Source organism: Klenkia soli (assembly GCF_900103975.1).
Classification (GTDB): Bacteria; Actinomycetota; Actinomycetes; order Mycobacteriales; family Geodermatophilaceae; genus Klenkia; species Klenkia soli.
This window is the reverse complement of sequence record NZ_FNIR01000003.1, coordinates 33,714-58,579: the sequence shown is the minus strand read 5'-3', so window position 1 is coordinate 58,579 and position 24,866 is coordinate 33,714. Positions and strand designations below refer to the sequence as shown.

The 24,866-nt window shown below is 75.4% G+C and carries 28 protein-coding genes; 17 read left to right on the top strand and 11 right to left on the bottom strand.

What is annotated here, in order from left to right; all coding sequences use genetic code 11:
• Nucleotides 1–14: 14 nt before the first annotated feature.
• Together BLS67_RS05120 and BLS67_RS05115 are read right to left on the bottom strand one after the other, a co-directional pair.
• Nucleotides 15–791: a dienelactone hydrolase family protein gene (locus BLS67_RS05120; RefSeq protein WP_091240938.1), complete on the bottom strand. Its 777-nt coding sequence runs from the start codon at nt 789–791 to the stop codon at nt 15–17.
• 59 nt (nt 792–850) lie between these two features.
• A complete protein-coding gene (locus BLS67_RS05115) occupies nt 851–2,311 on the bottom strand; it encodes an MFS transporter (RefSeq protein ID WP_091240935.1) in 1,461 nt (486 codons plus the stop codon).
• An 82-nt stretch (nt 2,312–2,393) separates the two neighbouring features.
• Between BLS67_RS05115 and BLS67_RS05110 the strand changes: the two genes are divergently transcribed.
• From BLS67_RS05110 to BLS67_RS05090, 5 genes are all read left to right on the top strand, one after another.
• Nucleotides 2,394–3,146, top strand: coding sequence for a TetR/AcrR family transcriptional regulator (locus BLS67_RS05110; protein WP_091240931.1), 753 nt, complete (start codon nt 2,394–2,396; stop codon nt 3,144–3,146).
• Nucleotides 3,143–4,042 (top strand): oxidoreductase, encoded by a 900-nt coding sequence (locus BLS67_RS05105; protein ID WP_091240927.1) that lies wholly within the window; start codon nt 3,143–3,145, stop codon nt 4,040–4,042. Before BLS67_RS05110 ends, BLS67_RS05105 begins: the two co-directional genes overlap by 4 nt.
• 82 nt (nt 4,043–4,124) lie before the next feature.
• The gene (locus BLS67_RS05100; RefSeq protein WP_131801673.1) at nt 4,125–5,054 is read left to right on the top strand and encodes an FRG domain-containing protein; all 930 of its coding nucleotides are present in this window, start codon (nt 4,125–4,127) and stop codon (nt 5,052–5,054) included.
• A 46-nt stretch (nt 5,055–5,100) separates the two neighbouring features.
• On the top strand, nt 5,101–7,107 hold the full coding sequence (locus tag BLS67_RS05095; RefSeq protein ID WP_242653840.1) for a potassium transporter Kup: 2,007 nt from the start codon (nt 5,101–5,103) through the stop codon (nt 7,105–7,107).
• A gap of 50 nt (nt 7,108–7,157) precedes the next feature.
• On the top strand, nt 7,158–7,508 hold the full coding sequence (locus tag BLS67_RS05090) for a UBP-type zinc finger domain-containing protein (RefSeq protein ID WP_091240923.1): 351 nt from the start codon (nt 7,158–7,160) through the stop codon (nt 7,506–7,508).
• 9 nt (nt 7,509–7,517) lie between these two features.
• Here the strand turns inward: BLS67_RS05090 and BLS67_RS05085 are convergent, their stop codons facing one another.
• Together BLS67_RS05085 and BLS67_RS05080 are read right to left on the bottom strand one after the other, a co-directional pair.
• Nucleotides 7,518–8,408, bottom strand: a complete 891-nt coding sequence (locus BLS67_RS05085) for an NAD-dependent epimerase/dehydratase family protein (RefSeq protein ID WP_091240919.1) — start codon at nt 8,406–8,408, stop codon at nt 7,518–7,520.
• A 41-nt stretch (nt 8,409–8,449) separates the two neighbouring features.
• Nucleotides 8,450–9,046 carry a TetR/AcrR family transcriptional regulator gene (locus tag BLS67_RS05080; RefSeq protein WP_091241846.1) on the bottom strand — a complete coding sequence of 199 codons (597 nt, stop codon included), beginning with the start codon at nt 9,044–9,046 and terminating at the stop codon, nt 8,450–8,452.
• An 18-nt stretch (nt 9,047–9,064) separates the two neighbouring features.
• On the opposite strand from BLS67_RS05080, the gene BLS67_RS05075 reads away from it, so the two are divergent.
• From BLS67_RS05075 to BLS67_RS05065, 3 genes are read left to right on the top strand one after another with little or no spacing between them, the layout of a single operon-like run.
• Nucleotides 9,065–9,898 carry an SDR family NAD(P)-dependent oxidoreductase gene (locus BLS67_RS05075; protein WP_242653839.1) on the top strand — a complete coding sequence of 278 codons (834 nt, stop codon included), beginning with the start codon at nt 9,065–9,067 and terminating at the stop codon, nt 9,896–9,898.
• Nucleotides 9,899–9,902: 4 nt separating this feature from the next.
• Nucleotides 9,903–10,931, top strand: a complete 1,029-nt coding sequence (locus BLS67_RS05070; protein WP_207500310.1) for an aldo/keto reductase — start codon at nt 9,903–9,905, stop codon at nt 10,929–10,931.
• Between the two features lie 43 nt (nt 10,932–10,974).
• Nucleotides 10,975–11,241 carry a hypothetical protein gene (locus BLS67_RS05065; RefSeq protein WP_091240912.1) on the top strand — a complete coding sequence of 89 codons (267 nt, stop codon included), beginning with the start codon at nt 10,975–10,977 and terminating at the stop codon, nt 11,239–11,241.
• Between the two features lie 6 nt (nt 11,242–11,247).
• On the opposite strand, the gene BLS67_RS23685 is transcribed toward BLS67_RS05065, so the two are convergent.
• From BLS67_RS23685 to BLS67_RS05050, 3 genes are all read right to left on the bottom strand, one after another.
• Nucleotides 11,248–11,739: an ATP-binding protein gene (locus BLS67_RS23685; RefSeq protein WP_207500308.1), complete on the bottom strand. Its 492-nt coding sequence runs from the start codon at nt 11,737–11,739 to the stop codon at nt 11,248–11,250.
• Nucleotides 11,740–11,819: 80 nt separating this feature from the next.
• Entirely contained in the window at nt 11,820–12,626 is an 807-nt protein-coding gene (locus BLS67_RS05055; protein WP_091240906.1) for a DNA-formamidopyrimidine glycosylase family protein, read from the bottom strand.
• 26 nt (nt 12,627–12,652) lie between these two features.
• A complete protein-coding gene (locus BLS67_RS05050; RefSeq protein WP_091240902.1) occupies nt 12,653–13,102 on the bottom strand; it encodes a DUF5313 family protein in 450 nt (149 codons plus the stop codon).
• Nucleotides 13,103–13,148: 46 nt separating this feature from the next.
• Here BLS67_RS05050 and BLS67_RS05045 point away from each other — a divergent pair, with 46 nt between their 5' ends.
• From BLS67_RS05045 to BLS67_RS05035, 3 genes are read left to right on the top strand one after another with little or no spacing between them, the layout of a single operon-like run.
• A complete protein-coding gene (locus BLS67_RS05045) occupies nt 13,149–13,577 on the top strand; it encodes a helix-turn-helix domain-containing protein (protein WP_207500306.1) in 429 nt (142 codons plus the stop codon).
• Nucleotides 13,578–13,587: 10 nt separating this feature from the next.
• Nucleotides 13,588–14,007 carry a VOC family protein gene (locus tag BLS67_RS05040; protein WP_091240901.1) on the top strand — a complete coding sequence of 140 codons (420 nt, stop codon included), beginning with the start codon at nt 13,588–13,590 and terminating at the stop codon, nt 14,005–14,007.
• On the top strand, nt 14,004–14,267 hold the full coding sequence (locus BLS67_RS05035; protein WP_091240896.1) for a DUF1905 domain-containing protein: 264 nt from the start codon (nt 14,004–14,006) through the stop codon (nt 14,265–14,267). The genes BLS67_RS05040 and BLS67_RS05035 overlap by 4 nt, the downstream gene beginning before the upstream one ends.
• A 6-nt stretch (nt 14,268–14,273) precedes the next feature.
• On the opposite strand, the gene BLS67_RS05030 is transcribed toward BLS67_RS05035, so the two are convergent.
• Nucleotides 14,274–15,008, bottom strand: a complete 735-nt coding sequence (locus BLS67_RS05030) for an HpcH/HpaI aldolase family protein (protein WP_091240892.1) — start codon at nt 15,006–15,008, stop codon at nt 14,274–14,276.
• A 390-nt stretch (nt 15,009–15,398) separates the two neighbouring features.
• On the opposite strand from BLS67_RS05030, the gene BLS67_RS05025 reads away from it, so the two are divergent.
• From BLS67_RS05025 to BLS67_RS05015, 3 genes are read left to right on the top strand one after another with little or no spacing between them, the layout of a single operon-like run.
• Complete coding sequence (locus BLS67_RS05025; RefSeq protein ID WP_165617477.1) at nt 15,399–16,712, top strand: HNH endonuclease; 1,314 nt, start codon at nt 15,399–15,401, stop codon at nt 16,710–16,712.
• Nucleotides 16,713–16,723: 11 nt separating this feature from the next.
• Entirely contained in the window at nt 16,724–18,454 is a 1,731-nt protein-coding gene (locus BLS67_RS05020; RefSeq protein ID WP_207500304.1) for a CocE/NonD family hydrolase, read from the top strand.
• Between the two features lie 31 nt (nt 18,455–18,485).
• On the top strand, nt 18,486–19,739 hold the full coding sequence (locus BLS67_RS05015) for an APC family permease (protein WP_242653838.1): 1,254 nt from the start codon (nt 18,486–18,488) through the stop codon (nt 19,737–19,739).
• Between the two features lie 21 nt (nt 19,740–19,760).
• Here BLS67_RS05015 and BLS67_RS05010 read toward each other — a convergent pair whose 3' ends face one another.
• Nucleotides 19,761–21,053 (bottom strand): aspartate aminotransferase family protein, encoded by a 1,293-nt coding sequence (locus BLS67_RS05010; RefSeq protein ID WP_091240885.1) that lies wholly within the window; start codon nt 21,051–21,053, stop codon nt 19,761–19,763.
• Between the two features lie 82 nt (nt 21,054–21,135).
• Between BLS67_RS05010 and BLS67_RS05005 the strand changes: the two genes are divergently transcribed.
• Nucleotides 21,136–22,026: a LysR family transcriptional regulator gene (locus BLS67_RS05005; protein ID WP_207500302.1), complete on the top strand. Its 891-nt coding sequence runs from the start codon at nt 21,136–21,138 to the stop codon at nt 22,024–22,026.
• A 122-nt stretch (nt 22,027–22,148) separates the two neighbouring features.
• Here BLS67_RS05005 and BLS67_RS05000 read toward each other — a convergent pair whose 3' ends face one another.
• Together BLS67_RS05000 and BLS67_RS04995 are read right to left on the bottom strand one after the other, a co-directional pair.
• Nucleotides 22,149–22,802, bottom strand: coding sequence for a GntR family transcriptional regulator (locus BLS67_RS05000; RefSeq protein ID WP_091240878.1), 654 nt, complete (start codon nt 22,800–22,802; stop codon nt 22,149–22,151).
• Nucleotides 22,786–23,685, bottom strand: a complete 900-nt coding sequence (locus BLS67_RS04995) for a DMT family transporter (RefSeq protein ID WP_091240875.1) — start codon at nt 23,683–23,685, stop codon at nt 22,786–22,788. The genes BLS67_RS05000 and BLS67_RS04995 overlap by 17 nt, the downstream gene beginning before the upstream one ends.
• 330 nt (nt 23,686–24,015) lie before the next feature.
• On the opposite strand from BLS67_RS04995, the gene BLS67_RS04985 reads away from it, so the two are divergent.
• Together BLS67_RS04985 and BLS67_RS04980 are read left to right on the top strand one after the other, a co-directional pair.
• Nucleotides 24,016–24,441 carry a hypothetical protein gene (locus tag BLS67_RS04985; protein WP_131801672.1) on the top strand — a complete coding sequence of 142 codons (426 nt, stop codon included), beginning with the start codon at nt 24,016–24,018 and terminating at the stop codon, nt 24,439–24,441.
• Entirely contained in the window at nt 24,432–24,848 is a 417-nt protein-coding gene (locus BLS67_RS04980; RefSeq protein WP_131801671.1) for a hypothetical protein, read from the top strand. The genes BLS67_RS04985 and BLS67_RS04980 overlap by 10 nt, the downstream gene beginning before the upstream one ends.
• Nucleotides 24,849–24,866 lie beyond the last annotated feature (18 nt).

Below are 24,866 nucleotides of genomic sequence, written 5' to 3'. Positions count from 1 at the left end.
CGAAGGACCGGGCCTCAGACCGGGACGACCTCGGCGAGGAAGTCCTGCAGGGCCCGCCACGAGCGGCGGTCGGCGGTGTCCTGGTAGGCCGCGCCCTGCTCGGCCGCGTCGACCCCCGGAACGGCGAAGGCGTGCAGCGCGCCGCTGTAGGTGACCACCTGCCAGTCGGGGGCGCCCGCCGTCCGCAGCTCGTCCTCCAGGGCCTCGACGGCCGAGGGCGGCACCATCGGGTCGTCGGCGCCGGTGAGCACCAGCACCGAGGCGGTCACGCTGCCCGGCTCGGCCGGGGCCGACGTGCCGAGCCCGCCGTGGAAGGACACGACCCCGCGGACGTCGGCACCGGCGCGCGCGGCCTCCAGGGCCCCGCTGCCGCCGAAGCAGTAGCCCATGACCACGATCCGCGACGGGTCCACCCGGGGGTCGGCGCGCAGCGCGTCGAGGTTGGCCTGCACGCGGGCCCGGAACAGCTCCACGTCACCGTAGAACCGGCCGACCAGCGCCATCGACTCCTCGGTCGAGGCGGGCTGCTCGGCGGTGCCGAAGACGTCGCCGGCCAGCGCGACGTGGCCCAGCCGCGCCAGCATCTGCGCGCGCACCCGCACGTGGTCGGTCATGCCCGACCAGTCGTGCAGCACCAGCACCCCGGGCCGCCGGCCCTCGACGCCCGCCGGGGCGGCGAGGTAGCCCTGCAGCTCGACGCCGTCGGCGGGGACCGGGACGGTCGACGTGTCGACGTCGGCGGCGGGCACGGTGTCCAGGACGCGCTGGAGCTCGGGGCTGAACGAGGTCATGGCCGGAAGCTACGCCCGGCCCTGGGCCGCGTCGTCCCGGGCCGGGTCCCGGTGGGCCGTCAGTGGTCGTCGGTAGCGCGCGAGTCGGTGAGGGAGAGGGCGCCGTAGGTGGCCACGACGCCGACCACGCCGGCCAGCACCAGGTAGGTGGTCCGCTCGCCGCTGAAGAACGACTGCACGAGGTCCGACGTCCAGACCCCGGCGGGCAGCGTCGAGGTGACCAGGGCGGCGATCATCGTGCCGACCACCGCGGTGCCCAGGCTGCTGCCGACCTCCTGGGCGGTGTCGTTGAGCGCGGCGCCCATCGACGTGCGGTTGGCGGGCATCGCCTCGACCAGGGCCACAGCGCAGATCGTCATGATGGTGCGCAGCCCGGTGGTCAGCACGACCATCGAGACCGCGATGGCGGCGTAGCCGTGCTCGACACCCCACGCCATGCCCAGCAGCGAGGCCACGAGCAGGCCGGCGCCGACCAGGCAGGCGATGCGGTGGCCGAACCGGGAGGCCAGGTGCTCGGCGACCGGGGTGGCGGCGAGCATCGTGAGGATCAGCGGCAGGTTGGCCAACCCGGCCTTCACCGGGCTCCAGCCGTAGGCGTACTGGAAGTGCAGGATCAGCCCGAACATGACGCTGGCCATCGTGATCGAGGCGGCCATCTGGGTGATCGCCGCACCGCGCGCCGGGCCGGTCGAGAACAGGCCCAGGTCGAGCATCGGGAACTCGGTGGTGCGCTCGTGCCGGACGAACCAGGTGCCGGCGACGACGGCGCCCAGCGCCGCGGCCAGCGTGATCGGCGACAGCCAGCCGTGCTCGACGCCGCTGGTGAGCGCGTAGCAGCCCAACCCGATGGCCGCGATGGTCAGGACGGCGCCGGGCAGGTCCAGCGGGTCGCTCGTCAGGTCCTCCCGCCGGTCGGCGGGCACGCCGACCCGGACGCCGATCCAGGCGATCAGCGCGATCGGCGCGTTGACCAGCAGCAGCCAGGTCCAGCTCACGTGGGCCAGGGCGGTGCCGCCCAGCAGCGGGCCCAGCACGAAGCCCGACATGCCGACGACCATCACGACGGTGATGGCGCGCATGCGCAGCTTCTCGTCGTCGAACAGCCGGAAGATCAGCGACATGGTCACCGGGGCCATCGCGGCGGCGGCCAGCCCGAGGGCGGCGCGCAGCGCGATCAGCTCGCCGGCCGTGGAGACGAGCACGACGGCGAGGCTGATGACGCCGAAGGCGCCGAGCCCGGTGAGCAGCACCCGCCGGCGCCCGAGCCGGTCGGCGGCCGAGCCGGCGGTGAGCAGCATGCCGCCGAAGGTCAGCGAGTAGGCCCCGGTGACCCACTGCAGGGCGGTGGTGCCGCTGCCGAGGTCCCGGCCGATGGTCGGCAGGGCGATGGTGAGCAGGGTGTTGTCGACCATCTCGACGAAGAAGGCCAGGCAGAGGGCGGCGAGCGGGAGGGCAGCGGCGCGCAGCGACCCGTAGGTCGGTGCCGCGGTGGTCTGCCCGGGGGCGTTCGTGGTGGTCATGGGCACCTCCGGAGTCATCGAACAGCGTTCGATGGTCGAACGCTGTTCGAGACAATAGAACGGCGTTCGATAGAGTGCAAGCATGAGCGACCGATCCGCCGCACCCGCGCGTCCTGCACGCCCCGGGGCCGAGCGCCGCCGGATGGCCCACTCGTTGGAGACCGTGCTCGGCGAGGCGGTGGCACTGCTCGACGAGGGCGGCGAACCGGCCCTCACCTTCCGGGCCCTCGCGGCCCGGCTCGGCGGCGGCGCGGCGAGCATCTACTGGTACGTGGCCAACCGCGACGAGCTGCTCGACCGGGCCACCGACGAGGTCATGGGCCACCTGCTCGAGCACACCGCCGACCTCGGCGAGGGCCCCGACCCGGTCGCGAACCTGCGTGCGCTGTCGCTCGCCCTGTTCGACGAGATGCGCCGCCGCCCGTGGTTCGGCTCGTACATGCTGCGCAACACCGGCCTGCAGCCGAACTCGATGCTGATGTTCGACCGGATCGGCCAGCAGCTCATGCGGCTGGACCTCACCCCCAAGCAGCGGTTCCACGCCGCGTCGTCGCTGGTCAGCTACATCGTCGGGATCGCGGCCGACATGGCGCAGCCGCCGCCCAAGGAGTTCCTCGACAGCGGCCTGGAGCCGGCCGCGTTCCTCGAGCTCTACGCCGACCGGTGGCGGGCGCTGGACCCCGGCCACTACCCCTTCGCCCACCACGTGGCCGACGAGTTCGCCCGCCACGACGACGAGGACGTCTTCCGCTCCGGGCTGGACCTGCTCCTCGCCGGGATCCAGGCCCAGGCGGCCGGGCGGCGACCCGCGCACGGTGCGAGGGTGGAGGCATGACCACCAGCTCCCCCCACGCCCCGGACACCGTCGACCTGGCCGGCTACCGGGTCCGGCGGATCGGCTACGGCGCCATGCAGCTGCCCGGCCCCGGCGTCATGGGCCCCCCGAAGGACCGCGACGCCGCGATCGCCGTCCTCCGCCGGGCCGTCGAGGCGGGGGTCAACCACATCGACACCGCGCAGTTCTACGGCCCCGACGTCGCCAACGAGCTGATCCACGCGGCGCTGCACCCCTACCCGGCCGACCTCGCGCTCGTCTCCAAGGTCGGCGCGCGTCGTGACGCCGAGGGCAACTGGCTCCCCGCCCAACGCCCCGAGCAGCTCCGCGAGGACGTCGAGGCCAACCTCCGCGCGCTGGGCACCGACCGGCTGGCCGCGGTGAACCTGCGCCTGCACGAGGGCGACGACGGGCCCGACGACCAGCACGTCGACCTCGCCGACCAGCTCGCCGCGATGGTCACGATGCGCGACGAGGGCCTCATCGCCGGCATCGGCATCTCCACCGCCAGCCGTGCCCAGGTCGAGCAGGCCATCGCCGACGCCGGCATCGTCACCGTGCAGAACGCCTACAGCCTGCTGGCCCGCGACGACGAGGACGTCCTCGAGCTCTGCGCCCGGCACGGGGTGACCTACGCGCCCTACTTCCCGCTGGGCTCGGCGTTCCCCGGCATGCCGAAGGTCGTCGACTCCCCCGTCGTGCAGCAGGTCGCCGGGCAGGTCGGGGCCACCCCGGCCCAGGTCGGGCTGGCCTGGCTGCTGGCGCACAGCCCGAACGTGCTGCTCATCCCCGGCACGTCGTCGCTGGCCCACCTCGAGGAGAACCTGGCCGTCGCCGAGGTCGACCTCGACGCCGACCAGCTCGCCGCGCTCGACGCGGTCGCCGCGCGCCCCTGACCGAGCCGCACCGCCGGGCCGGGATGTCGGGCCGGGATGTCGGTGGTGCCGGGATGTCGGTGGTGCCCGGCACACTGCGCCCGTGCCCGAACAGGTCGACCCCGCGTGGGTCCGCAGCGGACGCGGCCACCGCGTCGAGTCCGTGGACGAGGTGTTCCGGGCGGTCTCCCGGGTCGTGACGCTGGCGGCCGACCGGCGGTACGTCTGGCGGGGCTGCCCCAGCAGCCGGCTGCGCGTGCGGTCCTCGCTCCTGCGGTCGCTGGTCGTGGACGAGGGCGAACCGCTGCCCGACGAGGTGCTGGTCCGCCAGCACGAGGTGGCGCTGCTGGCCCGGGCCCGCTCGTGGGGGCTGGCCGACGGCTGCGGTCCCCTGGCCACCGACCTGGGCCTGCTGGCCCACCTCCGACGCCACGGCCTGCCCACCCGGCTGCTCGACGTCACCGGCAACCCGATGACCGCGCTGTGGTTCGCCTGCCAGGACGACGAGCAGCCCGGCGTCCTGCTGTCCTTCGACGTCACGTCGTCGCCGACCTACCCGGAGCACCGGCCGGTGCCCGAGCCCGCCGACCGGTCGCTGCGGCACGCGCTGCGCCGGTCGGCGCTCGACGGGCAACCCTTCCTCCTCAGGCCCGCGGTGCCCGACGCCCGCACGCAGGCCCAGGAGGGCCTGTTCCTGTCCGGCGCGGTGCCGGCGACCGGGCCGGCGGGCGGGATCGACGGGCTGCCCCTGCGGCTCGGTCCACCACCGGGGCGGGAGCGGCTGGCCGCCCTGTTCGCCGAGGGCGCCCGGCAGCCGGGCCGCCCGCGTCGGCTGCCGTTCTGCGCCCTGGTGGTCCCGGCCCGGCTCAAGCCGGCCCTCCGCACCCACCTCGCCGGCCTCGACCGGCGGCGCAGCGTGCTGTTCCCCGACGTCGACGGCTTCCGCGAGGCCCAGGCCGGCGGCCAGGTGCCCCTGCACCCGCTCCCGGCCGTCGTCCCGGCGCACGCGGACACCGAGGTCGACGAACCCTGAGCCGGTCGCGCACGCGGCACAGGACGACGGTGTTCACTGTCGCGGCGTGAGCGAGCTGACCACCCCCGCCCCGCCCGCCGACGGGCCGACCGGCCGGGGCCGGGTGCGGCCCGGCACCGGGACGCCCACCCGGGCCGCGCTCACCCTGGGCGCCCTCGGCGTCGTGTTCGGCGACATCGGCACCAGCCCGATCTACACCCTGCAGACCCTCTTCAGCCCCGACGACCCGCACCCGGTGCCGCTGACCGAGCCCAACCTGCTGGGTCTGCTGTCGCTGATCTTCTGGTCGGCCACCGTGGTGGTCACCGGGCTCTACGTCGGCGTCGTGCTCCGGGCCGACAACCACGGCGAGGGCGGCATCATGTCGCTGATCACCCTGGTCGGCCGCCCGGGCCGGGACGGACGGCGGCTGCCGGCGCGGGTGGTCCGGCGGCTGGCGCTGGCCGGCATCGCCGGGGCCGCGCTGTTCCTGGCCGACAGCATGATCACCCCCGCCATCTCGGTGCTGTCCGCGGTCGAGGGCGTGACCGTGGTCGACCCGGGGCTCGGCGGGTTCGTCGTCCCGGCCGTGCTGGTGATCGTGGTGGCGCTGTTCGCCGTCCAGCGGTTCGGCACCGCCAAGGTCGGGGCGGCGTTCGGGCCGGTGATGGTGCTGTGGTTCCTCACCATCGGGCTGGCCGGGTTGAGCCGGGTGGTGCAGGAGCCCGGTGTGCTGCGGGCGCTGTCGCCCACCTACGCGGTCGGCTTCTTCCTCAACCGGCCCGGCACCGCCTTCTTCGCCCTCGCCGCCGTGGTCCTGGTCATCACCGGGGCCGAGGCGCTCTACGCCGACCTGGGCCACTTCGGCCGTGCGCCGATCACCCGGGCCTGGCTGTTCCTGGTCTACCCCGCCTGCATGCTCTCCTACTTCGGCCAGGGCGCCCTGGTGGTCGGCGACCTCTCCCCCGACGGTCCGATCACCGCCCCGTTCTTCCGCGTGGTGCCGAGCTGGGCGCTGGTCCCGCTGGTGGTGCTGGCCACCCTCGCCACCGTGATCGCCTCGCAGGCGGTGATCACCGGGGCGTTCTCCGTCGTCCGGCAGGCGGTGCAGCTGGGCTACCTGCCGCGGCTGCGGATCGTGCACACGTCGGCGCACACGATCGGCCAGGTCTACGTGCCGTTCGTCAACTACGCCCTGATGGTCGCGGTCGTCCTGCTGGTGCTGGCCTTCGGCAGCTCGGCGGCGCTGGCGTTCGCCTACGGCATGGCCGTGACCTGCACCGTGCTGGTGACGATCGTGCTGGTCTCGGTGCTGGCCGTGCACCGGTGGGGCTGGCCGCGCCCGGCGGTGCTGGCCGGGGCCGCGTTCGTCGGGCTGGTCATGCTCGGGTTCCTCGCGGCCAACCTCACGAAGCTGGCACACGGGGCGTGGGTGCCGCTGGTCATCGCCGTCGTGCTGGTCACGGTGATGACCACCTGGGCCCGCGGGCGCCGGCTCGTCACCGCTCGCCGCCAGGAGCAGGAAGGTCCGCTGGCGGACCTGCTGCACGAGGTGTGCGACCCCGGCGCACCGGTCGTGCGGGTGCCCGGCACGGCGGTCTACTTGAACCGGGCCGCCACCGACGCCGAACCGACCGCACCGTTGGCGATGCGCTCCACCGTCGAGCACCTGCACGCGCTGCACGAGCGGGTGCTCATCGTCTCGTTGACCACCGCCCCCACCCCCTGGGTGGTCGAGGACGAGGTCGGCCGGGTCGCCGTGCCCGAGGGCAGCGACGGCTCGGTGGTGCTGGTGACGCTGCACTTCGGCTACCGGCAGCGCACCGACGTCCCGACTGCGCTGGCCGAGGCCCTCGGGCGGGCCGACGTCGACGTGGACGTCGCCGACGCCTCGTGGTTCCTGTCCACCATCGACGTCAGCCGCGCCCCCGGCCGGCACCGCGGCCGCCACGACCTGCCGCGCTGGCGGCGGGCGGTGTTCACCGCGACCGCGCACCTGACCACGGACGTCGCCCGGTCCTTCGAGCTCCCCCGGGACCGCACCGTGGTGCTCGGCGCCCGCATCGAGGTCTGACCACCCGCCACGAGGTGCGCCCGACCGGTCGGTGGTGCCAGGGTGGCGGCGTGACCGCACCCACCGGCATCGACCCGTCCGTCCCGCCCAGCGGCCCCGGCTGCGTCGAGTGCGAGGCCAGCTCCTCGTGGTGGTTCCACCTGCGCCGCTGCGCGCAGTGCGGGCACGTGGGCTGCTGCGACGACTCGCTCGGCAAGCACGCGACCGCGCACGCGGAGGAGGCCGGTCACCCGGTCATCGCCAGCTTCGAGCCGGGCGAGGACTGGTTCTACGACTTCCGCACCCAGGACGCCGTCGCCGGGCCCGAGCTCGCCGCCCCGACGAGCCACCCCGACGACCAGTCGGTGCCGGGCCCGGCCGACCGGGTGCCGGCCGACTGGGTCGCCCGGCTGGGCGGCTGAGCGGCTGCCTCAGCCCTCGCCTGCGAGCCCTGCCCGCAGCTCGGCGAGGGCCTGGGGCAGGCCGACCTGCGGGCTCCAGCCCCAGCGGCGGGCCCGGGCGGTGACCAGCTGCCCGGTCCAGACCGGCTCGTCGGTCCAGTCCGGCTCGATGCCGAGGGCCTCGCCGACCGCGCTCAGGTAGTCCCCCCACGTCGCCGGCTCCCCCGCCACGTGCACCGGCGTCGTACCGCCGGCGACCGGGCCCTGCTCCGGGTCGTCGGACGTGGCCACGGCGCCGACGGCCACGTCGGCCAGCAGCGCCGCGAGGTCGTCGACGTGCACCCAGGCCCAGCTCTTCGCCGGGTTCACGCTGCGGTCGCCCTCGCGGAAGGCCCGGGGTCGCAGCGTGTTCCACACCGAGGTGGCACCGGCCCCGGCGATCGCCGGTGGCCGCACCAGGACGGTGGTCAACCCCTCGACCTCGGCCAGCGCGGCGTCCGCGGCGTTCTTCGTGTCGGGGTAGTCGCCGCTGCCCGGCGGCAGCAGCGCGGCGTCCTCGGCCAGGTCGCCCAGGCCGGGCGCGCGGTCGAGGACCCCGGCGGTCGAGACGTGCACCAGCCGGGCCACCCCGGCGTCACGGGCCGCCCGGGCCAACCGCGCCGTGCCCTCGACGCCGACCTCGTGCTGGACCTCCCGCGCGGAGCCCATCGGGTGGACCGTGGTGACCAGGGCGTCGGCACCGGCGAGCACGTCCGCGGCGTCGCCGACGTGCTCGACGACGCCGGCCAGTACCGGCGCGGTGCCCGGACGGCGGACGACGGCCCGCACCTGCGCGGACCGCTCGGCCAGCGCCCGGCAGACCGCGGCGCCCACGAGTCCGTTCGCACCGGTGACCACCACGACGGGGGAGGAGGAGCTCATGCCCCCACCCTGCGCCGCCCCCGCCCTCGGCGCAGCGCGGATCAGGCCGGGGCGTCGAGGGCGTGCAGCGCCTGGTCGAGGGCGGCCTCCAGCGGCCAGGGGTCGTGCAGCGGCTGGCTGAGCACCAGCCCGCCCTGGATCGCCGAGAGGATCGCGGCGGCGATGCGGCGCGGGTCGGCACCGGTGCGGACGGCGCCGGCCTCCTGCATGCGCCGCACCCCGGCGGTGAGCAGGTCGGCCCACGCGCCGAACGCGCCGGCCACGACGGCGGCCAGCTCGGGGTCGCGGGCGGCGGCCTCGGTGGCCAGCGAGCCGATCGGGCACGCCCACCGGCCCTGCCCGATGTAGTAGTCGACCAGCGCCGCGCGCCAGGCCTCCCACGACGAGCGGGTGGAGAGGTCGTGCACGTGCGGCTCCTGGGCGGCCAGCAGCTCGGCGCCCTCCCACTCGGCCACCGCGCGGACCAGCTCGGACTTGCCGCCGGGGAAGTAGTGGAACAGCTGCGACTTGCTGGTCAGCGTCGCCGCGCGGACGTCGTCGAGGCTGGTGCCCCCGATGCCCGCGGCCAGGATCTGCCGCCCGGTCTCCTCGACGATGCGCTGCCGGGTGCGTCGTCCCCGCTCGGTCAGCTCCGCCACGCGCACCACCGTACCCGGTTGGACCGCTCGGTCCACTCCTGCTACAACTGGACCATGCAGTCCAACCACGACGTCCTGACGGCACTCCCCCGCGACGACCGACTCGCCGGCCGCACCGCCTGGGTCACCGGCTCCACCAGCGGCATCGGCGAGGCGGTCGCCCACGTGCTGGCCGCCTCCGGTGCCACCGTGCTGGTCAGCGGCCGCGACGCCGCCCGCGCCGAGGCCGTCGCCGCCGCGATCACCACGGCGGGCGGCGCCGCCCGCACCCTCGTCGCCGACCTGGCCGCCCCGCCCGCCGAGCTCCGCGCCACCGCCGCCCGGGCCGTCGACCTGCTCGGCGGTCGGCTGGACGCCCTGGTCAACAACGCCGGCGTCTACCCGGTGTCGGCCACCGAGGACCTCGCCGACGACGACCTCGAGGCACTGCTCGCGGTGAATGTCCGCGCCCCGCACGTGCTGGTCGGCGCCCTCGCCCCGGCGATGGCCGAGCGCGGCGACGGCGTCGTGGTGGACATCGGCTCGTGGATGGCCCGGGTGGGCAGCCCGTTCGGCGCGATGTACACCGCCACCAAGGCCGCGCTCGAGCAGCTGACCCGGGCGTGGTCCGCGGAGTACGGGCCGCGCGGCGTGCGGGTGAACACGGTCGCCCCCGGCGCCACGGCGACCCCGGGCAACGCCGAGGCGGCCGCCGTCCTGGAGCAGATGACGGCCGCGACCGTCGCCGGTCGGCCCGTGCGCCCGGTCGACGTGGCGTTCGCCGTCCGCTGGTTGTGCACCGACGAGGCCGCGTTCGTGCACGGCACCACGCTGGACGTCGACGGCGGCATCCTCGCCGCACGGGTGGGCTGACCCGGTGGAGCTGCGCACGCTGGGCCGGTCCGGGCTGCTGGTCAGCCCGTTCACCCTCGGCGCCATGACGATCGGCAACGACGCCTGGGGCTCGGACGAGACCACCTCGGCCGCCGTCCTGGACCGCTACCTCGACGCCGGCGGCAACGCCGTCGACACCGCCGACGTCTACTCGGGCGGGCGCAGCGAGGAGATCCTCGGCCGCCTCCTGGCCCGCGGCGGGCGGCGGGACCGGGTCGTCCTGGCGACCAAGTACGGGTTCAACGCCGGCGGCGGGCCGCTGGCCGGCGGGGCCGGCCGGCGCCACGCCGTCCGCTCGCTCGAGGGCTCGCTGGGCCGACTGGGCACGGACGCGGTCGACCTGTACTGGTTGCACGTCTGGGACGACGTCACCCCCGCCGAGGAGGTGCTGTCGACCATGACCGACCTGGTCCGCGCCGGGAAGGTCGCCCACTGGGGGCTGTCGGACGTCCCCGCGTGGTTCGCCACCCAGGTCGCCACGCTGGCCGCGGCCCACGGCGTGCCCGGACCGGTGGCCCTGCAGCTGGAGTACTCACTGGTGGCCCGGTCGATCGAGGTCGAGCACGTGCGCGCAGCTCGCGAGCTGGGGCTGGGCATCGTGCCGTGGAGCCCGCTCGCCGGCGGTCTCCTGTCCGGCAAGTACCGGGACGGCGGGGCCGGCGGACGCCTCTCGGGCCCCAACCCGTTCGGCAGCAGCAAGGACACCGCCGTCAACCGCGCAGTCGTCGACGTCGTCCGCGCGGTCGCCGGCGATCTGGGGCTCACCCCGGCCCAGGTCGCCCTCGCGTGGGTGCTGGGGCGCCCGGGCGTGGACTCGGTGCTCGTCGGCGCCCGCACCCCGGACCAGGTCGCGGCGAACCTGGCCGCCGCCGACGTCGAGCTCCCCGCCGCTGCCCGGGCCCGGCTCGACGAGGTGAGCGCCCCCGACCTCGGGCCGGCGGCGCTGTTCGAGCCGGCCACGATGGCCGCCGTCATCACCGGCGGCACCCCGTACGGCCGCCGGCGCACCTGACACCGGCTCGCACAGGTGTTCGAGTGGGTGTCATGCTGTCGGCATGGCTGTCCTCCCCGACCGCGACGGCGGGCCTGCCCGGCACTGCTGGGTCGCCGGGATGCCCGGGCAGCCCGAGGGTGCCTACCCGGCGGTCCTGCTGGGCTGGCGGCAGGACGACCGGGGGCAGTGGTGGGGCCGGGTCACCTACTCGGTCCCCCGCGACCTCGGGCCGGCCGTGATCGACACCTGGGTGCAGGCCGGGTACCTGAAGGGCCTGCGCCCCGAGCCCGAGCCCCCCGTCACGAGCCGCCGGCGGTTCCCGAACTGACCACGGTCAGGGGGCCGGCTTCTCCAGGCAGGCCCACACCAGCTTCTGGTCCACCTCGTAGTGCACGCCGTGCGCGGTGCTGAGGTCCGAGACCACGTGCAGGCCGTACCCGCCCTCGCCCGCGGGACGGTCCACCGCCGGGGTGGGCAGACGCTCGGGGGCCGCGTCGCCCACCACCACGATCCACCGGTCCTGGTCGTCGCACACCTGCAACCGGGACGGCGAGCGGCCGTGCCGCAGCGCGTTCGAGGTGAGCTCGTCGATGACCAGCACGGCGCGCTCGACGGCGTCCTCCCCGGCGTCCCCGGCGTCGTCGGCCAGCCCCGAGGCGAGGAACGTGCGCACCTGCCGCCGCACGGCGCTCAGCCCACGCAGCGTGTCCAGCAGCAGGACCAGCCGGTCGGTGCGGTGCGGACCCGGCACCGGGCTCTCCCGGGACCAGGACGCCGCGGCCGCCGCGTGCTGCTGCGGGGTCAGGCGTTCCCGGTCGACCACCACGCCCCCCTCGTCGTCCTCGTGCTCCCGACCATTGACCCACACGGCCGGTCCGCGCCCCCGGGCGAGGGGGTCGCCGCGCGTCAGACCTGGCAGCGGGGGCACCACCAGGTGTGGCGCACCTCCGGGTCGTTCGGGACCTCCGGGGAGAACTCCAGCTTCGTGCCGCAGCGGCGGCAGGGCTCGCCCGTGCGGCCGTACACGTAGTAGCGCTGCCCGGGTCGGGTGTTGCCGGTGGTCACCCGCCCGGGCCCGCCGGGCTGCACCGCGAACCGCATCGCCCGCGCGGCCAGCCGCACCAGCGCACCGACGTCCACCTCGCTGATCGGGGTGAGCGGCAGGTGACCGCGCAGGAACGACAGCTCGTTGACCCACACGTTGCCCAGGCCCAGCACCAGCCGCTGGTCCAGCAGCGCGGACACCAGCGCCCGGTCGGGCTGGGACTCCAGGTTCGCCGTGGCCTCGGCGACGACCTCGGCCACCGGGCGGGTGTCGTCGAGCAGGTCGGGGCCCAGGTGGCCGACGACGGCCTCCTCGGCGCTGGTCGGCAGCAGCTCGACCACCGGCATGCGCAGCGCGATCGCGGTGGCCCCGGTGGTGGCCAGCACCAGCCGGGCGTCGCCCATGAGCCGGCGCGGCAGCATCTTGCCGGCGCCGACGATGCTCCACTCGCCGTCCATGCGCAGGTGGGTGTGCAGGGTCAGGGCCTGGCCGGCGTGGTCGAACCGGGTGAGCAGGTGCTTGCCGCGCGGCGTCGTCCCGAGGACCGTCGCGCCGCTCAGGTCGGCGGTGGCGTGCCGCGGCACCCGGAAGTCGCTGCGCTGCACCTGGGTGCCCGTGAGGACGCCGAGCCGTCGGGCGAGGCGGTAGATCGTGTCACCTTCAGGCATGGGAGGCCCACGGTAACCGCGTGCGCTCAGCCGCCGGTGCGCTCGCGGTAGCGGGCCGCCCGCTTGGCCGCGGCGGCCCGCTTGCGCTCGCTCTCGCGCCGCTGCGCCACGATGCTGGCCCGCTCGCGCATCGACACCGCGGTGCCCGGTCGGTAGCCGGCCTTGATGACCCGGTGCTCGGTGGTCTCGGCCATGTAGGCCAGCGAGAAGATCATCCCGAGGAAGACCCCGCCGCCGACCACGGCCAGCCGCAGCGCCCAGCCCGACGGCACGAACGCCAGCACGAGCGCGCTGGGGATGGCCATCTGCACCAGGCTGCGGGCCACGTGCCGGGCACCCCAGCTGCCGGTGGTGGTGTCGTGCAGCACCCAGCTGCGGTGCCGGGCCGGCAACCCGCCGCCCAGGGCGTACCAGAGCCAGCGGTGCACCGGTGGTCGCACGCGCGGCCCGTCCAGGTCTGCCGCTGCGCCGGTCACCGGGCCAGCCTACGAGCCGGGCCGGCCCCCGTGGTGGGATCGCCGGGTGGGTGCCGCGGCCGAGGACGTCAACCGGCGCATGCTGCGGGCCAAGGACCTCATGGACCGCCGCTACGCCGAGCCGCTGGACGTGGCCGCGGTCGCCCGGGTGGCGCACGTGTCCCCCGCGCACTTCGCCCGCACCTTCCGCCAGGTGTTCGGCGAGAGCCCGCACCGGTACCTGCAGCGCCGCCGGGTGGAGCGGGCGATGGTGCTGCTGCGGTCGACGGAGCTGAGCGTCACCGACGTCTGCCTGGCGGTGGGGTTCACCAGCCTGGGCACCTTCAGCCGCACCTTCTCGGCCGTCGTCGGCGAGTCGCCGTCCCGGCACCGCGCCCGCGGCCCGCTGGGCGCGGTGCCCAGCTGCTTCGCCATGGCCTGGCTGCGCCCGAACACCGCAGGAACGGAGAAGCCGCAGGCGGCCGTCGCCCCCTAACGTCTGCGGCGTGCTGAAGCAGCTGACCATCTCCTCCGTCTACGTCCTCGACCAGCAGCAGGCCCTCGACTTCTACGTGGGCACGCTGGGCATGGAGGTCGCCGACGACCTCCAGTTCGGCCCCATGCGTTGGCTCACCGTCCGGGTGCCGGGCGACCCCACCCGCTCGGTCCTGCTCGAGCTGCCCGCCCCGCCGTCCATGAGCGACGACACCGCCGAGACCGTCCGCGAGCTGGTGAGCAAGGGCTCGGCCGGCGGGCACCTGTTCTTCACCACCGACGACGCCGTCGCCGAGCACGCCCGGCTCAAGGCAGCCGGGGTGGACATCGACGAGGAGACCGTCGTCCAGCCCTACGGCACCGACTTCGGGCTGCGCGACCCGTTCGGCAACCACGTGCGCATCGCCCAGCCGCACGGGGCACCGGCGTGACCGTCTTCCGCACCACGCTGGAGGCCACCGGCGGCAACAACGTCGGCATCGTCGTCCCCGAGGACGTCGTCCTGGCGTTCGGGCGCGGCAAGCGGGTGCCGGTCGTCGTGACGATCGACGGCGGCTACACCTACCCGACGACCATCGGGGTGATGGGCGGCCGGTACCTGGTGTCGTTCAACGCCGAGACCCGCAAGCGCACCGGCCGGGGCGCCGGCGACGAGGTCGAGGTGGAGCTGGTGGTCGACCCCGACCGCTGACGTCGCTCAGGCCAGGGCCCGGGCGGCACCGGCGGTGGTGATCCAGACGTCGGTGGCGACGGCCAGGCAGTCGATGCCGCGGGCGGCGAACCGGGCGGCGGTGGCGGGGTCACCCCCGTAGGCGCCGACCGGGACGCCGGCCGCCCGGCCCGCGGCCAGGATCCGGTCCAGCGCCGAGTCCGGCGAGGTGTCGTCGAGCAGGGCGTCGACCGTGCTGCCCAGGGTCAGCGAGAGGTCGTTGGGCCCGACGAACAGCAGACCCACGCCCTCGACCGCCGCGATCTCCTCGACCCGGTCCAACGCCGCGGCCGACTCGACCATCACGGCGCACAGGGGCCCGTCGGTGGGTGCCTCGCCCCACGTCGGCGCGAGCGGGCCGGCGCTGCGCCGGCCCCGCGGCGGGTAGCTGGCCGCCTCCACCGCCGCGCGGGCCTCCGCCGGGCTGTCGACCTGAGGGACGACGACGGCCGCCGCGCCGGCGTCCAGCGCGAGCCCGATGCCGGTGAACTCCGACGACGGCACCCGGACGACGAGGTCGGCCGGCGCCCCGTGCCAGCTGCGGGCCACGGCCAGCAGCTCGGCACGGCCGTAGGTGCCGTGCTGCATGTCCAGGGCGACCCAGTCGAACCCGGCCAGCCCCAGCCGGCGGGCGGCGCCGGGCCCGGCGTCGCTGCACCAGACGCCTCGGCTGCCAGGGCCGAAGCCGGGTCGTCGATCGGCCTGGTCCGCGGGGCTCGCCATGCCCGCACGCTAGCCGAGCCGACCGGCCCGTCCAGCGCAGGCGACATGCCGGCCGTCGACCTCCACCGCAGCGACGCCGCGACCGCAGTGGGCGCAGTGGGCGCAGTGCCCCGACGAAGCCGGCGACGGCGGTCCGTCGGTCGCTCCGACAGGGACTCGTCAGCACTACGTCTACTCGGTGCAACGACCTCGTCACGCGTTTGACCTGCGCTTCAACCTTGCTCCCCGGATGTGTTGCCGGTATTCTTCGATCAGGTGTTCGAAAACGGGAGAGGAGGTGTCATGGGTCTGGAGTCCGAGACGCCCCCTCGGGTCACACCAACCGGGTGGGTGCCCGAGCCGCTGCCGCCCGGTGCGCTCGGTGCCGACCCATCGCCGTCTCCATCCCCGATGGCTGCCGCACGCCGGCCCGAGCCCCCGCCGGACGACGTCGCCGCTGTGATCGATGCGTTGCTGGTGGCCGCTGGCGCCGAGCTGGGTGGGGCGTCCTCGGCGCAGCTGCTGGACCGGGCCCGTGGACTGACGCGGGTGCAGAACCTCGTCACCGCAGAGCTCGCCCGGGTCGTCGCCCGCGCCGAGACCCACGAAGCCGCTGCCGCCGACGGGCTGACCGGGATGCGGCCCTGGCTGCGCGGCCACGTCGGGGCCACCGGACCCGAAGCCGCCGCCGTGCTCGCGGCCGGGCGGCTGCTCGAGCGCATGCCGGTCCTGGGCGCCGCCGCAGCCGCCGGCGCCGTCACCGCCGGGCAGCTCGGAGTGGTGGGGCGGATCCTGACCGAGGACGTGTGGGCCACCGGCGCCGCCGCCGGGGTCGACCTGGCCGCCATGGACCAGGTCGTGACCGACACGATCACCGGCGACCACCCGCGGACATTGCCGCAGGTGTGCCAGCGGATCGCCGACACCATCGACCCCGACGGACCACCACCGGTCGACCCCACCGAAGGCCGGTTCCTGCGGATCACCCGCCGCGCCGACGGCTCCCGCACCCTGCGCGGATCCCTCGACGCCGCCGGCGGGGAGAAGGTCGAAGCCGCCCTGGAAGCCATCGCCGCCGCCGGCCGCTGCGAAGGCGACCTACGCACCCGCGACCAACGCAGCGCCGACGCCCTCGTGCAGCTCGCCGACCTGCACCTGGCCCTCGGTGACCTCCCCGTGCTGCGCAAGGTGCGGCCCCAGCTCACCGCCCTCATCCACCTCGAGGACTTCCTGGACCCCACCGGCGCCGCCGCCGCCACCACGCTCGGCTCCGGGGTGACCGTGTCCTCCCTGGTTGCGCGGCAGGCCGCCTGCGACGCCGACATCGCCCGCATCGTGCTCGGCCCGGACTCCCTGCCGGTCGACGTCGGCCGGGCCCAGCGCCTGGTCCCGGCCCACATCCGGCGCGCGGCCGAGGTCCGGGACGGTGGGTGCGTGTTCACCGGTTGTCACAACCCGGCGTGGATGTGCGACGCCCATCATCTGGTGCACTGGATCGACGGCGGGGCCACCAGCCTGGAGAACACCGCCCTGCTGTGCGAGCGCCACCACACCCAGGTCCACCACGGCTTCACCATCGAGTTCGACCACGATCAGGGCCGGTGGCGCACCTTCCGCCCCGACGGCACCGAGATCCTCATCGGGCCGTTGACCGACACCCGCGGCGACCCACTCCCCGACCTGCGCACCGCCGACCCACCGCTGTTCGACCACACCGGAGGCTGACCCAGCGCTGCGTGGCGCACCGAGGCGGCGCAGGATGGCGCGCAGTCGTCGGCGCCGCTGTCGAGGGCGGGGAGGACGACGACGTGGGCGTGCTGGGCAAGCTCGGCGGAGCGGTCGTGGACGCGGCGCTGGGGGTGCCGCTGCGGTCACGCGCCTACACCGTGCACCGGGACCTCGCCGTCCCCATGCCCGACGGGATCACCCTGCTCGGCGACCACTACCGGCCCGACGTCGCGGGCCCGCTGCCGGTGGTGCTCATCCGGCTGCCCTACGGGCGGGCGGGCCTGTTCGCGCACGCCTTCGCCGCGCCCTACGCCCGGCAGGGGTTCCAGGTCTTCGTGCAGTCCACCCGCGGCACCTACGGGTCGGGCGGGCAGTTCCGGCCGTTCACCACCGAGCACGAGGACGGCCTGGCCACCCTCGCCTGGGTGCGCGAGCAGCCCTGGTGCGACGGCCGGGTCGCGATGACCGGCGGCAGCTACTTCGGGCACACCCAGTGGGCGGTCGCGCCCTACGCCGACCCGCCGCTGGTCGCCGTCAGCCCGCACATCACCGCCGCCCGCATCACCAGCGCCTTCTACGACGGCGGGGCCCCCGGCGCCGAGAACGCGCTGCGCTGGTCGGTGCAGATCGGCGCCCAGGAGGCCGGCGGGCTCCCGCTGCCCACCCCGTGGGGCCGGGCGAAGGTCACGCGGGCGCTGCGCGGGCAGCCGCTGCAGGCCGCCGACACCGCCGCGGGTGGCGCCCCCGTCCCGTTCTGGCGCGACTTCACCGGCCACGCCGAACCCGGCGACCCGTTCTGGGCCACCGCCGACCACCAGGAGGCCGACCTCTCCTCGTTCCCGCCGGCGAACATGGTCACCGGCTGGTGGGACCTCTTCGTCGCCGAGCAGCTGCGCGACGTCGTCCGCCTGCAGGACGCCGGTGTCCCGGTCCGGCTGACCGTCGGCCCCTGGATCCACGGCGAGCCCGGCGAGCTGCGGGAGATCGTCCGCACCGACGTGCGCTGGCTGGACCACCACCTGCGCGGCGGCCGGGCACCCCGCGGCGCGCCGGTCCGGCTGCACCTGCAGCAGGCCGGCACCTGGCTGGAGTTCCCCTGCTGGCCACCGCCGGGGACCACGACCGAGCACCACCACCTGCGCGCCGGCGGCGGGCTGGGCGCCGCGGAGGCCGCCGACGTCGCGCCCAGCTCGTTCGTCCACGACCCGGCCGACCCGACGCCCACCGCGGGCGGGCCGCTGCTGCAGGGCCCGGGCAAGCAGGCCGACCAGGCCGCGGTCGAGGCCCGGGACGACGTCCTGGTCTTCACCGGCCCGGAGCTGCCCGCGGACCTCGACGTCGTCGGCCCGGTGCGGGCGAGGGTGCACCTGCGGCTCTCGCTGGAGCACGCCGACCTCGTCGTCCGGCTGTGCGACGTCGACCCCGCCGGGGTGTCCCGCAACGTGGTCGACGGCATCCGCCGCCTGGACCCGCGCACCGTCCCGGCCGACGACGTCACCCGGGGCGAGGACGGCGTCCTCGTCGTGGAGGTCGAGCTGTTCCCGACCGCCTACCGGTTCCGCGCCGGTCACCGGCTACGGGTGCACGTGGCCGGTGGGGCGTTCCCGCGGTTCGCGCGGAACAGCGGCACCGGCGCACCGTTCGCGACGGCCAGCGGCGGACGGCAGTGCCGGTTCGAGGTGCTGCACGACGCCGACCACCCGTCGCGGCTGGAGCTCCCGGTCCTCCCGGCGTCCTGACGCGGGACCGGGGCCCTGCCACCATGGACCGGTGACCGCAGCGGCGACCACGGGTGGCGGCCTCGTCCGTCGGCTGACCACGCGGGACGCCGTGGCCATCGGGCTGGGGTCGATGCTCGGCGCCGGGGTCTTCGCCGTCTGGGCGCCCGCCGCCGCGGCCGCCGGGTGGTGGCTGCTGCTCGGGCTGGCCGTCGCGGCGGTCGCCGCCTGGTGCAACGCCACCAGCACCGCGGCGCTGGCCGTCGCGTTGCCCGTGTCCGGCGGCGCCTACGCGTTCGGCCGCGACCGGCTCGGTGCCGGCTGGGGATTCCTGGCCGGGTGGGCCTTCGTCGTCGGCAAGACCGCCTCCTGCGCCGCGATGGCGCTCACCGTCGGCAGCTACCTCTGGCCCGAGCAAGCCCGTGCCGTGGCGGTCGGGGCGGTGCTGCTCGTGGTCGCCGTCGACGGCGCCGGCATCACCCGCACCGCTCGCGCCACCCGGGTGCTGCTGGCCCTGACCCTCACCGCACTGACCGTCGTCCTCGGGGCGTCGCTGCCCGCGGCGGGCAGCCCGGACGGCGGGACGACGGCGGAGGCGCCCGCGGGCGTGTTGACCGCCGCCGGGTTGCTGTTCTTCGCCTTCGCCGGCTACGCCCGGATCGCGACCCTCGCCGAGGAGGTCCGCGAACCGGCCCGCACCATCCCGCGGGCGGTCACCGCGGCGCTGGGATCGGCCGTGGTGGTCTACACCGTCGTCGGGGTGGCTGTGCTGGCGGTGCTGGGCCCGCAGCGGCTGGCCGGTTCCACCGCCCCGCTGGCCGACGCCGTCCGCGCCGGGCCGGTGCCGGGGCTGGCCTGGGTCGCCGCGGCCGGGGCGGTCACCGCCGCGTGCGGCGCGCTGCTCGGCCTGGTGGCCGGGGTGACCCGGACGGCGCTGGCCATGGCCCGCAACCACGACCTGCCCGCCCCGTTGGCCCGCGTGCACCCGGTCCGGTCGACCCCGGTCGTCGGCGAGCTTGTGCTGGCGGTGGCGGTCTGCGCCCTCGTCCTGATCGGTGACCTGACCGCCGTGGTGGGGGCGTCGTCGTTCGGGGTGCTGCTCTACTACGCCGTCGCGAACGCCGCGGCCTGGACCCTCCCCGCCGGGGCCCGGCCGCCGCGGGTCGTCCCCCTGCTGGGCGGGGTGCTGTGCCTGGTGCTCGCCGCCTTGCTGCCCCCGACCTCGGTGGTCACGGCCGCCGCGGTGCTCACCGCGGGCCTGCTCGGCCGCGCCGTCGCCGTCCACCGGCGGGGCCTGCGCAGCTGACCCCCGACGGGCCCCACCGGATCAGAGCACCGCCTTCACGGCGTCGCGCAGCGCCTGGTCCAGGATCGCCAGGCCCTCGTCGACCTCGGCGTCGGTGGCGGTCAGCGGGGGCGCGATCCGGAACACCCCGGCCATGCCCGGCAGCTGCACGACGTTCATGTGCAGGCCCAGCTCGTAGCAGCGGCGGGTGACCTCGGCACCGAGGACGTCGGAACCCTGCTTGGTGGCCCGGTCGACCACCAGCTCGAGGCCCACCAGCAGCCCGCGCCCTCGGACGTCGCCGATCACCTCGTGCTGCTCGGCCAGCGTGTGCAGCCCGCCCTTCAGCCGCGCCCCGAGCTCGGCGGCCCGGGCGTCGAGGGAATCCCGCTCCAGCACGTCGAGCACCGTCGTCCCGACCGCGGCGACCAGCGGGTCCGAGACGTGGGTGGTGAGGAACAGGAAGCCCCGCTCGTGGGCGGCGGCCTCGATCTCGGCGGTGGTGACGACGGCGGCCAACGGCAGCCCGGCGCCCAGGGTCTTGGACAGCGTGATGATGTCGGGCACCACGCCGTCGCGCTCGAAGGCGTACCAGGTGCCGGTGCGGCACAGCCCGGTCTGCGCCTCGTCCAGGATCAGCAGCATGCCGCGCTCGCGGCACTTGCGCTGCAGGGCGGCCAGGTAGCCCGGCGGGGGCTCGATGATGCCGCCCGAGCTCAGGATCGGCTCGACGATGCAGGCGGCCAGGTTGCCGGTGGACTGCGCGTCGACCATGGCGAAGGCGAGGTCCAGCTGCCGGGCCCAGTCCAGCTCGCCGTCGGCGGTGACCACGTCGGGCCGGTAGGAGTGCGGCGTGGGGATGGCGAAGTTGCCCGGGGCAGCGGGGCCGTAGCCCTTGCGGCCGGCGCTGTAGGTCGCGGCCGCCGCGGCGCCGGTCATGCCGTGCCAGGAGCCGGAGAAGGCCACCACCTCGTGGCCACCGGTGACCAGCTTGGCCAGCCGCAGCGCGGCCTCGTTGGACTCCGCACCGGTGGTCAGCAGCAGGACCTTCTCCAGCGGGTCGGGCAGCGAGGCGGCCAGCCGCTCGGCGAGCTCGACGACCGGCCGGCTGAGCATGCCGCTGAACAGGTGGTCCAACCGGCCGACCTGGTCGCGGACCGTGGCGACGACGTCGGGGTGGGAGTGCCCGAGGATCGCGCTCATCTGGCCCGAGGTGAAGTCCAGCAGCCGGCGGCCGGACTCCGTGGTCACCCAGCTGCCCTCCGCGGAGGCGATCAGCTCGGGGGTGAAGCTGCCCTTGCCCAGGTACCGGATGAGGTTGCGCGCGTCGTCCACGGGACCAGCCTGCGGGTGCGGGTTGCGAAGGTCCAGCACGACTTCCCACCGCTGCTGTGCAGTCGTGCTTCACACTGATCCGGTGCTGAACCCCTGGCGGCTGCGCCTGCTCGTCGAGCTGCAGGAGCACGGCACCGTGCGCGCGGTGGCGCAGCGGGCGACCCTGAGCCCGTCCGCGGTCTCCCAGCAGCTCGCCGTCCTCGAGCGCGAGACCGGCACCGCGCTGGTCGAGCGATCAGGACGACGGGTGCGGATCACCGCGGCCGGGCAGGTGCTCGCCGACCGGGCCCGCGACGTGCTGGCCGCGATGGACCAGGTCGAGGCCGAGCTGCGCGGGCTGGGCGACCAGCCGGTCGGCACGGTGCGGCTGGCGGTGTTCCAGAGCGCGGTGCACGCCCTCGCCGTCCCCACCGCCGAGGCCGTCGCGGTCCGGCACCCCGGCGTCGAGGTCGTCGTCCTCGAGCTCGAACCGCACGAGAGCATGCCGGCCCTGCGCCGCGGGGAGGTCGACGTCATCGTCACCACCACCGACCTCGCCGGCACCGAGCTCGGCCCGGCGGTCGACCTGCTGCCGCTGGGCACCGACGAGGTCGTGGCCGTGCTGCCCGCCGGGCACCCCGCCGCGGCCGCCGACCGCCTGGACCTCGCCGCCTGCGCCGACGAGCGGTGGACGCTGGACCTGCCCGGCTCCTACATGTCCGACCTGACCACCCGCCGCTGCCGCGAGGCCGGGTTCGAGCCGCGGGTGGTCTGCCGGCTGTCGAACTACCTGATCGCGCTGCAGCACGTCGAGGCCGGCCGCTCGGTGGCGCTGCTGCCCTCGCTGGCGGTGGACGCCCGGTTCGACGTCGTCACCCGGCCGCTGGAGCCGCCGTCCGTGCGCCGGATCGTGGCCGCCGTCCGCCGTCCCGCCGCGACCCAGCCGGCCGTGCGCGCGGTGCTCGACCAGCTGCGCGACGCGGCCGTCGGCTGACCTCGGCGCCTCGGCCTGGATCAGGTCCGACGACCACCGTGCATCCTCCGCCACCGACATCGACGGCGGACGATGCACGTGGGCGGCTGAGGACCCGCCCACGGGTGCCGATGACCACGCGGTCAGCGGCGGGCGGCCAGGAGCAGGGCGGTGCTGCGGTCCAGGTGCGCGCGGACGGCCACCGGCCCGTGGCGCTGCACGTCGTCCAGGTGGGCGAGGTGCTCGGCGGCCAGCAGCGCGACGTCGTAGGCCGGCCGCACGTGCACCAGCAGCAGCAGGACCTCCGAGTGCAACCGGGCGTACGCCTCGGCGATCCGCGGGCTGGCGGCCGCCGCCACCAGCGCGGAGTGCACCGCGGCGTGCGCGGCGGCCACGGCGGGCCAGTCGTCGCCGGGCAGGGCGGCCAAGGCGGCAACGGCATTCCTGGCCGGCGCCAGCACCGCCGCCGGCCAGGACGTCCCGTACGCCTCGCACAGCAGCCGCACCGCCTCGCCCTCCAACGCACCGCGGAGCTGCTGCAGGGCCACGACGTCGGCGTCGGCGAAGGTGGTCACCCGCACGCCGCGGTAGGGCTCGGCGACCAGCAACCGTTCGTCGGCCAACCGGGCGAGGGCCGCCCGCACGGTGTGCCGCGAGGCCCCGGTGACGGCGGCGAGCTCCTCCTCCCGGAGCGGGTGGCCGGCGGGCAGCTCGCCGGTGAGCACCTGCCTGCGGAGGTCGTCGGCGAGCCGGGCCACCGCGGTCGGGCCCGGCCCGGCTTCACGCCGCCGCGGCACGCACACCTGCCCGGGTGCGCCGGCGGACGGTGAGGACGCCGATGCCCAACCCCAGGACGACGACCCCGGCGGTGGCCGCGGCGTCGAGTCGCTCACCCAGCAGACCCACCCCCAGCAGGGCTGCGCACAGCGGTTCGGCCAGGGTCAGCGTGGCCGCGGTGGTCGCCGGCAGCCGGGCCAGGCCGTAGCCGAACAGCAGGTAGGCCACGGTGGTGGTGATCACCCCGAGCCAGAGCACGAGCACCAGCCCGTCGCGCGTCATCAGGTCACCGACGCCCACGACCAGCAGCACCGGCACCGCCACGCCGGCCGCCGCCCCGAACACCGCGCCGACCGCGGGCCCGGTCGCCCAACCCCGGTCCAGCAGCTCCTTCACCGCCACGGCGTACACCGCGTAGCAGGCTCCGGCGACGACCGACCACATCACGCCGCCGTGCAGCGGACCGCCCGAGCCCCCCGCCACCAGGACCAGTCCGACGACGGCCAGCCCGGTGGCGGCCCACCAGCGGCGCTCGGCCCGCCGCCCGCGCAGGCCGGCGTCGAGCAGCCCGGTGACCACCGGCGCCGAGCCGAGGGCGACGACGGTCCCGATGGCGACGCCGCCGGTCGCCGTCCCGGCGAAGAATGCCGGCTGGTAGCCGAGCACCCCGGCCGCTCCCCCGGCGACCACCCACCCGGTCGGCACCCGGGCCAGCAGCCCGGTGCCCCGGGCGGACCCGGTGCGTGCGCCGCGCAGCGCGAACGCCGCCAGCAGCCCGCCGCCGAGGGCGATGCGGGCCAGCCCGACGACCACCGGTGCGGCGTCGACGTCGAGCAGGGCCTGCGCGGTGCCGGTCGTGCCGAAGCAGACCGCGGCCAGCAGGACGGCGACGACGGCTCCCACGCAGGCGATTGTTCCACAATGTGCCGCTAGGTCCGCAGTGGGCAGTCGACCCAGTGGGTTCGCCGACCGGCGTTGCGCTGGAGGATGAGGTCGTGATCCTGGAGGACCCGGACGGCGACCTGATCGAGCTGGAGGTCCGCAGCCATCAGTTCTTCGGCACCCACGACGTGGATCAGCTCCGACGACCCATGTGCATCCTCAGCCGTCGATGCCGGTGGCGGAGGACGCGCGCAGGTGGCTGAGGACGAGGTTTCCGGTACTGGTCGGATGGATGGACGTCGGTCGAGCCTGCGGCTGAGGCCTGCCGTGGTGCACACCTCCCACGGCGAAGTGCACCAGCTGGACATCGTCATCGACGGCGTTCCGATCCAGACCCTGACTGGTCGCGAGGGGGCCACCATCCTGTCCGGGTTCTGGCTCCGTGGCGGGCGGTCGCCCCTCGACGTCTTCCGCGGCCGGGCAGTCGACGACCTCGCCGGTCCCGGTCGGGTGCCCTTGCTGGTCTGCCAGGAGTGCGCCGACCCGGAATGCGGCGTGCTCACGGCCGCCCTCCAGGTCGACGCCGGGGAGGTCACCTGGTCGGACTTCCGCTGGGTCACCGGGTACGACGACGACATCGTGCTGGATGAACTGCCGTCGGCCATGCGGTTCGATCGCAAGTCCGACGAGCGGGAACTGGACCACGCAGAGATCTCACTGGCGGCCCTGCCCCGCGAGGTGCGCCGACCCCCTCGACGGTGGTGGTCGTGGCGGTGAACGTCCTCGGGCTCCGCAACCACGTCGACGGTCCGTTCGTCGCGGTGGTCCCCGTCGTGGACGGCGTCTCGCTGGTCGATCTTGTCGGCGCCTTCGAGACCAGCCGTGGGTATGACCTCCCGGGTTCCTACGCCGGCCTCGCCCGGGGAGAGGACTTCGACCCCGCCCTCTGGCGCCCGACGCGCCGGGGCCGGCGGCGGACGACGGTGCTGGGGTGCGAGTGCGGGCAGGCTGCGTGCTGGCCACTCCGCACCCGGATCCGCACGGTCGGGCACCAGGTCATGTGGGACTCCTTCGACCAACCGCACCGGCCGGACCGCGACTACAGCGGCTTCGGGTCGTTCACCTTCGACGCCGGTCAGTACTCCGCGGCCCTCGCCGACCCGGCTGGCCGTCGGCGGGGTTGACCCCCACCCAGCTGTCGA